Consider the following 9,007-nt stretch of genomic DNA (forward strand, 5'->3'; position numbering starts at 1 on the left):
CGCTTGATCCGTCTCTTTATACGAACGGCATTTGATCGTGATCGCTCAAATGCTCCCTCACACGCGGGGGCGGCGGACATCCGTCCGCTTGGTTTCCTCGCTTTCCAGTCCGCTCCGCTCCCCGGAAAGCTCCGGCGCCCGCAGTCGCGGGCGACAGCGGCACGAGTCTACATCTCGTGCCGCTCGTATTACCCGGTCGCGCGCAGACTGGTGGCCCAGGCTTTGAGGCACGTCAATGCGGGCGGCCGCCCGAACGATGAAGCTTCTCCATCATGTTCCGGCCCATGGGGCTCCCGTCGGGGGTGCTGGCGGGCCGGCGGACCAAGTGGAGAATCAGGCCATGTCCTATCGCAAAATCCTGACGGTGCTGACCGGCGGCGCCGGCGACCGCGCGGCGCTCGCGGCGGCTTTCGCCCTGGGGACGTCGGTTGCGGGACCCTCAGCCGACAGCGCGCATGTCCTGGGCCTGGTGCCTAATCCGGACCCGCGTGAGGCGGTGCCGGCGCTGGGCGAGGGCGTGTCCGGCGCCTTGGTCGAACAGATCATGGCGATGGTGGAACAGGAATCGGCTAACCACCGCACACGGGCGCGCCAAACCTTTGACGCCGCGGTGACGGCTGCGGGTGCCGCGTCGGCCGACCAGCCCGGCACCCGCGGGCTGACCGCCCAGTTCCGCGAGGTGGTGGGCAGCCAGGAGGATGTGGCCGTGGTCCAGGCCCGCCTGGCGGACATCGCCGTCATGGCCCAGGTGGATGAGGCGTCGGGCGGCGAGGCCTTGCTGATGCTGGAGGCCGTGCTGCTGGACAGTGCCCGGCCCCTGCTGGTGGCGCCGACGACCTTCGCCGCCGGGGTCAGTCTGGGCCGCCGTGTCGCCGTCGCCTGGAACGGCAGCCGCGAATCCACCCACGCCGTGGCGCAGGCCTTGCCGCTGCTGAAGGCGGCGGAGCAGGTCACCGTCATCGCCGTGGAAACCGCCAAGACGGAGGCCGCGGTGGGGGGCGAACTGGCCAACTACCTGGCGTGGCACGGCATCCGCGCCCAGGTGCGCCAGCCCGTGGCCTCGGCCGGCCAGCCGGTGGGCGGCGCCCTGCTGGGCACGGCGGAAGCGGTGGGGGCCGACCTGCTGGTGCTGGGCGGCTACGGCCACAGCCGGCTGCGGGAAATGATCCTGGGGGGCGTCACCCGCCACGTGCTCTACAACACCAGCATTCCGGTGCTGCTGGCCCATTGAGATCCCTGGGCGGCTGCGGTCGCGGGAAACCGGGGTGTGTGAATTCAAGAAGTACGGAGTATCGCGCCGATAGGTACGGCGCGATACATCCTTGCCATCGCTTTGCTTATGCCAGGCTCTTTGACGCGATCTCATAGACATCGCGCGACAGGCCTGCCGTGCCGACGATACGCTCCAGCGCCGCTTTGGCGTGGGTCTGGCGGCCGGAATCGTAGGGGCGCCAGCGGGCCAGGGGCTTCACCATGCGGCTGGCCACCTGCGGGTTCAGCTTGTCCAGCGTCAGCACGGTGTCGGCCAGGAAGGCGTAGCCGCTGCCGTCGGCCGCGTGGAACTTGGACGGGTTGGCGGCGAAGCTGCCCACCAGGGCGTAGACCTTGTTGGGGTTGCGGATGGAGAAGGAGGGGTGGTCCAGCAGGGCCCGCACCCGATCCAGCGTGTCCGGCCGGTCGCTCAGCGCCTGCACGGCGAACCATTTGTCCATCACCAGCGCCTCGTCCCGCCAGCGGTCGGCGAAGTGGGCCAGGCAGTCGGCGCGCTCCCCCATTTCGCTGTCGGCGATCAGGGCCAGGGCCGCGATGGCGTCGGTCATGGTGGCGGCACCCTGGTACTGCGCCAGACACAGTGCGCGGGCCGGCGCGTCGTCCAGCGCCATCAGGTAGGCCAGCGCCGCGTTCTTGAGCGCGCGGCGGCCCATGGCCTCGGGCGTGATGGTGAAGGCGCCATCCGTGCGATTGCCGTCATAGGCCTTGAGGAAGGCGCCGTTCAGCTCCCGCGCCAGGGTGCGGCGCAGGTCCAGACGGGCGGCGTGGATGCCGTCGACATCAATCGTCGCGCGCTGCTGGCCCAGATAGGCCTCCGTCGGCAGGGCCAGCGCCAGGGCCGCGAACGCCCGGTCCTCGCTCGCCCGCGCTAGGGTTTGGGCGATGGCGTCGACATAGGCCCGGGGCGCCTGCGCGGCGCCGCCCTGGGCGCGGGCGTCGACGTCTGCCAGGATCAGGCGCGTGGCCAGGGTCTGCCCGGCCTCCCACCGGTTGAACGGGTCGCTGTCATGGGCCATCAGGAAGGTCAGCGCCGCGTCGTCGCGCGTGACGTCCATGCGGACGGGGGCGGAGAAGCAGCGCAGCAGCGAGGGCACGGGCGGCTGGGCCACACCGGTGAAGATGAAGGTTTGCTCCGCCTCCGTCAGCGCCAGGGTGCGGGTGGTGGCGCCCGCCTCCGTTTCACCCTCCAGCGTCAACGGCAGGTCGCGGCCGTCCGGGCCCAGCAGGCCCAGGGTCACGGGGATGACCATGGGCTGCTTTTCCGCCTGGCCGGGCGTGGCCGGAACCGTCTGGCGCAAGGTCAGGGCGTAGGTGGCGGTGGCGGCATCGTGCCGGCCTTCCCCCGAGACGGTGGGCGTGCCGGCCTGGGTGTACCAGCGCTGGAACTGCGCCCACAGCGGATCGGTGGCCTTCTGGCCGTTGGCCTCCACCATGGCGGCCAGGAAGTCGTCCGTCGTCACCGCCTGGCCGTCGTGGCGGGCGAAGTACAGGTCGATGCCCTTGCGATAACCATCCGCACCCAACAGGGTGCGGTACAGGCGCAGCACCTCCGCCCCCTTCTCATAGACGGTGGGCGTGTAGAAGTTGCTGATCTCGATATAGCTTTCCGGCCGCACGGAATGGGCGGTGGGGCCGGCGTCCTCGATGAACTGCACCTGGCGCAGGCGCTGCACGTCCTGGATGCGCTTCACCGGCGCCGAGTTCATGTCGGCGGAGAATTCCTGGTCGCGGAAGACGGTCAGGCCCTCCTTCAGGCTCAGCTGGAACCAGTCGCGGCAGGTGACGCGGTTGCCCGTCCAGTTATGGAAGTACTCATGCGCCACCACCGTCTCGATGCCCAGGAAGTCGGTGTCGGTGGCGGTTTCCGGCTGCGCCAGGATGTACTTGGTGTTGAAGACGTTCAGGCTCTTGTTCTCCATCGCGCCCATGTTGAAGTCCGACACGGCGACGATGTTGAAGATGTCCAGGTCGTATTCCAGGCCGTAGACGTCCTCATCCCACTTCATGGACTTCTTCAGCGACTCCATGGCGTGGCCGCACTTGGCCTCGTTGCCCGGCTCCACATAGATGCGCAAGGTCACGTCGCGGCCGGAGCGGGTGGCGAAGCGGTCCTCGATATGCACCAGCGTGCCGGCCACCAGGGCGAAGAGATAGCAGGGCTTGGGCCACGGATCCTCCCACCGCGCCCAATGGCGGCCGGGTTCCGTCGCGCTGGGGCCGCTGGCCGTCAGGTTGCCGTTGGACAGCAGCACGGGATAACGGGCCTGTTCCGCCTCGATGGTGGTGGTGTACCGGGCCATGACGTCCGGCCGGTCCAGGAAATAGGTGATCTTGCGGAAGCCTTCCGCCTCGCATTGGGTGCAGTAGTTGCCGGAGGACTTGTACAGCCCCTCCAGCGCCGTGTTGTCCTGCGGCCGGGTGCGGGTGATGATCTCCACCGTCGCCGCCTCGGGCAGGCCGGCCAGGGTCAGCCGCTCCGGCGTCAGGGTATAGTCGTCCGGCCCTAGCGCGCGGTTGTCCACCCGCACGGCCAGCAACTCCAGCTCCTGGCCATCCAGGTCCAAGGCGGCGGCGCCGGCGGTCGAGGCCGGGTTGCGCCGAACGGCCAGGGTGGCGCGGACGGTGGCCGCGTCCTCCCGCAGATCGACGTGCAGGTCCACCGTGTCGATCAGCCAGGCCGGCGGCGCGTAGTCGCGCAGGTGAATGGCGTGGGGGGTGGCCGTGTCCAGGCGGCTGTCCATGGGCGGGATTCCGTGTGCGGGGAGGGGGTGGAACTGTTCGGCGGGCAGGATAGGGGACGCCGGGCCGGCCCGCCAACACCGTTTCCCCTGGGTGGGCGCATCGGCCGCCTTCTCCGGTTGGGCAGGTGAACTGTTCTGATGACTTAGGCGGGTACTTTGGACAGGCCGCATACGGCCTTAGGCTGTATCATACGGGTATAGGCGGGAGAGGTAAGGCAGGGGGCCCGGTGCAGGTCGCGCAGTCGGATTTGGTGGTCTTGTCGGTCGCGGGCGCCGTGCTGGCGGCCATCGCGCTGCTGGAAGTGTTGCGCCTGGTGATCACTGACATCTACGAGTGGGCGGCCAAGTACCGCAGCATCAAGTACGAAATCCATCAGACCCGCCGCACCACGGAAAACCTGTGGGCCCAGAACCGGGCCAGCGCCATCCTGCGCGACCGGCGCAATTCCGAACGCTTCCGCCTGAACACCATTCTGCACCGCATGGAGCAGGAGTGCGAGGATCTGGAGCGGCGGCGGGTGGAGGTGTGGCATGAGGTGGGCGACGCCACCCTGGACGACCAGCTGTACCTGGCCGATCTGACCAGCCGCAGCCTGATGGAACGCGCCGCGGCGGGGGCGGAGGACATCTGCCCCATCTGGCGCTATACCCATCGCGCGCGGATTTGGGCCGGCAATGAGCGCCAGGCGCGGTCCCGCCTGTTGCTGGCCTTCAGCCCCAAAGACGGCTTCACCATCAACAACCTGCGGGCGGCCCAGGGATTCAAGGCGGTGGCGGAGGCCGCGGCCGCCGGCCGGTCTGCGGCGCAGGCCCGCCTGGTGCGGCCGCACCGGCGCGTGGTGCGTTGATGACCGGCGGCTACAGCAACCTCAACTTCATGGTCTTCATCATCCTTGCCATCGGCGGCGTCTTCCTGGCGTTTTCGATCCGCCGCATCCTGCGCCGCATCCGGGAGACGGAACGGCGCATCGCCGCGGCGGTGGATGAGAAGAACGAGGCGGCGGCCGACCTGCGCGTCGCCCGCCAGCAGGAGGAGCAGCTGGCCAAGGCCCTGGAGGAGGGGGAGGAGGCGCTGCGCGAGATCGCCCGCCGGACGGAGGCGGTGCAGCACCGCATGGCCGTGCTGCGCCAGGCCACCGCGCGGCCCATCAACCTGGTCTCCTTGGAATGGGCCCCGGGCGATCATCTGTTCGAGGCGCACCTGCGCACCACCGTAACGCCCCGCCACGTGGGCCGCACCCTTGGCGCGGGCGGCATGGCGGAGGCCGGCGTGGTTCACGGCTACGCCCCGACCGAGGCCGACTTCCGCTCCATGGTCACCAACCGCCTGGCGAAAGAGGGCGGCTACGTCATCAGCAGCATCCTGCCCATCTCGCTGGGCGAGGAGGACGGGGCCAACGCCACCGGGACGACGCCAGGCGCGGCGGAGCCCCCGGCCGAGGATGAGGCGCTGGGCGATCTGCTGGGCGATGCCGCCGGCCCTGAACCGGCCCCTCGTCCACGGCCGTTGCCGGTCCGCCCGCCCGCCGGCCTGGCCCAAGGCCTGGCCTTGTCGCCCGCCGGCGGCTGAGGCCTCCCGCGTCTCGCCGGCCTCCGGTGTGTCCGGCGGCGCCTGAAGACCACCCATGTGCGCCCGCCCGCATCCGGGCCTTGCGCCCAGCCCTCCCGCGCGGTATGTCCTTGGCCATGCATCAAGAGTTGAGCTGACGCTCAACGCCAACCTGCTTACCCGGCAAGGTGGCGCTTCCCCCAGGGAAGGATGTGGCCCATCCGGCAATGAACGGGAAGCAGCCACACGTCCGTTTCGCTCTTGATCGAGACTTGAGACGAAAAGGCTGCCTTCCAGATGACCACCGACACGCTCCAGCCCGCCGCCCCCCAATTTTCGGGCCAACAATTCGCCAGCGACAACTATTCCGGCGTCTGTCCCGAGGCCTGGGCCGCCATGGATGAGGCCAACAGCGGCCACGCCGCCGCCTATGGCGAGGATGTCTGGACGGCACGGGCGGCGGACGCCTTCCGCCGGCTGTTCGGCACGGATTGCGACGTCTTCTTCGCCTTCAATGGCACGGCGGCGAATTCGTTGGCCCTGGCATCGCTCTGCCAGTCCTACCACAGCGTCATCTGCTCGGCCTCCGCGCATGTGGAGACGGATGAGTGCGGCGCGCCGGAGTTCTTTTCCAACGGCTCCAAGCTGCTGGTGGCGCAGACGGCGGACGGCAAGCTGACGCCGGACGCCATCCGGGCGCTGGCCACCGGCCGGTCGGACATCCATTTCCCCAAGCCGCGCGCCGTGACCATCACCCAGCCCACGGAAACGGGGCAGGTTTACAGCCTGGAGGAGATCCGCGCCATTTCCGCCACCTGCCGTGAGCTGGGCCTGCGCCTGCACATGGACGGCGCCCGCTTCGCCAACGCCTGCGCCAGCCTGGGCTGCGCGCCGGCCGAGATGACGTGGGGCGCCGGCGTGGACGTGCTGTGCTTCGGCGGCACCAAGAACGGCATGGCGGTGGGGGAGGCCATCCTGTTCTTCGACAAGGCCCTGGCCGAGGATTTCGATTATCGCTGCAAGCAGGCCGGCCAGCTGGCGTCCAAGATGCGCTTCCTCTCGGCCCCCTGGGTGCGCATGCTGGAGAATGGCGCCTGGCTGCGCAACGCCGCCCACGCCAATGCCGGCGCCCAGCGGCTGCTGGCGGGGCTGGCGGAGGTGCCGGGGGTGGCGCCGATATTCCCGGTCCAGGCCAACGCCGTCTTCCTCACGGCGCCAGCGGCGGTGCTGGACGGCCTGCGCGCGCGGGGCTGGCGCTTCTACACCTTCATCGGCGGCGGCGCCCGATTCATGTTCGCCTGGGATACCCAGCCGCAGCGGGTGGACCAGCTGGTGGCCGACATCCGCGAAGTCGCGCGCGCCGAGGCGGCATGAGCCACCCATGATGGGCCTATACGGAAGATTTTATTTAAAATGAGAGTTTGGGGGCCCGTTAACAGCTAATTCACCGTACAACCCTCAGGATGGACATCCGTACGCGGAAACCATGAATTCTTTGGCATTGTCATCGGTCGTGGGGGCTTGGTGCAGATCGATAAACCTGACCTGGTCATCCTGACCATCGTGGGAGGCACCCTTGCGGGCCTGGTCCTGCTGGAACTGCTGCGCGTCATCATCGGCGACATCTACGAATGGATCGCCCGCCATGCCAATGTGAAGCGTGAGATCCACCAGATCCGGCGTCTGGCGGAAAAGGTGATGGCCGCCAACCGGGAGGCCGGCCGCGTGCGTGACCAGCGCATTGCCATGCGTTTTCGCGAGACCAGCACGCTGCAACGGCTGGAGGCGGAGTGCGAGCAGTTCGAAAGCCGCCGGATCGAGGTCTGGCACGACCTGGGCGGCCCCACCGCCAGCGGCCAGACGCTCTATTCCGCCGACATCAGCAACAGCGCCCTGAAGAACGGCGTGGTCGCGGGCATGGCGACCATCTGTCCCCTGTGGCGGCATCTCCACCGCGCCCGCATCTGGGCCCGGACGGAGATGGAGGCGCGCACCGCCCTGCAGCAGGAATTCAGCCTGGCCGACGGTTTCACCGTCACCAACCTGCGGCCGGTGCAGGGGGCGGTCCCGTCCACCGGGGCGCAGGCCCGCGCCGCCAACCAGGAACCGCAACCCCAGCGGCTGAGGCGCGACCATGCGGCTGACTGACGCCTTCGCCGAGGCCTACGCCAACCCCAATCCGTTGCATGTCATCGCCATCGCGGTGGGGGGAGCGGCCATGGGTTGGTCGCTGATGCGGCTGATCAAGGAAATCCGCAAGACGGAGCGCAAGGTCGCCGCCGCCTTGGAGGAACGCAACCAGGCCGCCTTCCTGCTGCGCCAGGCGCGGCAACAGGAAGGCCAGATCCGCGAGGCGGTGCAGGAACTGGATGGGGAGCTGGAAGATATCGCCAGCCGCTCTGGCGAGGTGCAGGCCCGCCGCGACACCCTGCACCAGGTGATTCCCCGCCACCTGAACCTGTTCTCCCAGGCCTGGGCGCAAGGCGACACCCTGTTCGAGGCGCACATCTGCCTGCTGACCGGTGGCGGGGCCAGGGGGGGAACCCGTACTGTCCACGGCTATGCCTCTGGTCCCAAGGATTTCCGCAACCGGGTGGGGGCCCGCTATCCGGCCGCCACCCATCTGGTGATCGATATCGCCCCCGTCGACCTGGACGAACTGGACATGGCCGTCACCAACTTGGGCGGCGCCAACCAGCCCTGAAAAGGGAATGGGCCCGGCCCCCCATGGGAGACCGGGCCCGTCCTTTGGGCGTCAGGGCGGTTCAGGCGGCGCGCAGGACCGACAGGAAGCTGTTGACCTGGGTGCGCAGGGCGCCGGCGTCGGTGGACAGGCGTTCAGCGGTGCCCAGCATCTGCGTCGCGGCGCCGCCGGTGTGGGTTGCGGCCTCGGTGACGCCGGAGATGTTGGAGGCGATCTCCGTCGTGCCGACGGCGGCCTGCTGAACGTTGCTGGCGATTTCCCGCGTGGCCGCACCCTGTTCCTCCACTGCCGAGGCGATGGTGCTGGCGATCTCGTTGATGCGGACGATGGTGCTGGCGATGCTGGTGATGGAGGTGGCGGCATCGCCGGTGGCGGATTCGGCATCCCCCGCTTCCCCATGGGCCCGCCAGTCGGCGAGCACCCCCGCCAGCGACACCCCGCTGGCACCCAGCGAAAGGGAGGCGACGAAAAGCAGCGCCGTCAGCGGCAGCAGCACGGCCAGGGGATGGCGGCGGAACCACGGGATCATGGCCGCCCTCCATCGTGGCGCGCCAGCCACTGGCCGCGCGCACGGGCCAGCGCCTCCACCGCCTCCACCGTGTAGGGGCCACCGCAGCCCAGCAGGTTCTCCGCCAGTCGCGGCCGGTGCCCTTCGGGCAGCACGCGGCGCAGGGCGGGATGGTCGATCAAGGCGCCGGACAGGGAGGGACGGTCCTTGACCCCGGTGCTGGCGACCAGCAG

At 69.1% G+C, this 9,007-nt stretch carries 8 protein-coding genes, 1 pseudogene and 1 riboswitch; of the genes and pseudogenes, 6 read left to right on the top strand and 3 right to left on the bottom strand.

Going from position 1 to position 9,007, the window contains the following annotated elements; genetic code table 11:
• Nucleotides 1-340: 340 nt before the first annotated feature.
• A complete protein-coding gene (locus tag I55_RS21485; RefSeq protein ID WP_044562646.1) occupies nucleotides 341-1,231 on the top strand; it encodes a universal stress protein in 891 nt (296 codons plus the stop codon).
• A 106-nt stretch (nucleotides 1,232-1,337) separates the two neighbouring features.
• On the opposite strand, the gene pepN is transcribed toward I55_RS21485, so the two are convergent.
• The gene (gene pepN / locus I55_RS21490; RefSeq protein WP_044562647.1) at nucleotides 1,338-4,013 is read right to left on the bottom strand and encodes an aminopeptidase N; all 2,676 of its coding nucleotides are present in this window, start codon (nucleotides 4,011-4,013) and stop codon (nucleotides 1,338-1,340) included.
• 227 nt (nucleotides 4,014-4,240) lie between these two features.
• Here pepN and I55_RS21495 point away from each other — a divergent pair, with 227 nt between their 5' ends.
• From I55_RS21495 to I55_RS21515, 5 genes are all read left to right on the top strand, one after another.
• Nucleotides 4,241-4,861 (top strand): hypothetical protein, encoded by a 621-nt coding sequence (locus I55_RS21495; RefSeq protein ID WP_044562648.1) that lies wholly within the window; start codon nucleotides 4,241-4,243, stop codon nucleotides 4,859-4,861.
• Nucleotides 4,861-5,583 (top strand): hypothetical protein, encoded by a 723-nt coding sequence (locus I55_RS21500; RefSeq protein WP_044562649.1) that lies wholly within the window; start codon nucleotides 4,861-4,863, stop codon nucleotides 5,581-5,583. Before I55_RS21495 ends, I55_RS21500 begins: the two co-directional genes overlap by 1 nt.
• Before the next feature lie 113 nt (nucleotides 5,584-5,696).
• A riboswitch (SAM-I-IV-variant riboswitch) is annotated at nucleotides 5,697-5,804 on the top strand.
• A gap of 55 nt (nucleotides 5,805-5,859) precedes the next feature.
• The gene (locus I55_RS21505) at nucleotides 5,860-6,936 is read left to right on the top strand and encodes a low specificity L-threonine aldolase (protein WP_044562650.1); all 1,077 of its coding nucleotides are present in this window, start codon (nucleotides 5,860-5,862) and stop codon (nucleotides 6,934-6,936) included.
• A gap of 150 nt (nucleotides 6,937-7,086) precedes the next feature.
• Nucleotides 7,087-7,710 (top strand): hypothetical protein, encoded by a 624-nt coding sequence (locus I55_RS21510; RefSeq protein WP_148293887.1) that lies wholly within the window; start codon nucleotides 7,087-7,089, stop codon nucleotides 7,708-7,710.
• The gene (locus I55_RS21515) at nucleotides 7,697-8,266 is read left to right on the top strand and encodes a hypothetical protein (protein ID WP_148293888.1); all 570 of its coding nucleotides are present in this window, start codon (nucleotides 7,697-7,699) and stop codon (nucleotides 8,264-8,266) included. The genes I55_RS21510 and I55_RS21515 overlap by 14 nt, the downstream gene beginning before the upstream one ends.
• A gap of 61 nt (nucleotides 8,267-8,327) precedes the next feature.
• Here I55_RS21515 and I55_RS21520 read toward each other — a convergent pair whose 3' ends face one another.
• The gene (locus I55_RS21520) at nucleotides 8,328-8,795 is read right to left on the bottom strand and encodes a hypothetical protein (RefSeq protein WP_044562653.1); all 468 of its coding nucleotides are present in this window, start codon (nucleotides 8,793-8,795) and stop codon (nucleotides 8,328-8,330) included.
• A pseudogene (locus I55_RS37290) lies at nucleotides 8,792-9,007 on the bottom strand (hypothetical protein); the annotation flags it as partial. The gene I55_RS21520 and the pseudogene I55_RS37290, both read right to left, overlap by 4 nt.

The sequence above is a fragment of the Azospirillum sp. B4 genome (assembly GCF_000333275.1).
GTDB lineage: Bacteria > Pseudomonadota > Alphaproteobacteria > Azospirillales > Azospirillaceae > Nitrospirillum.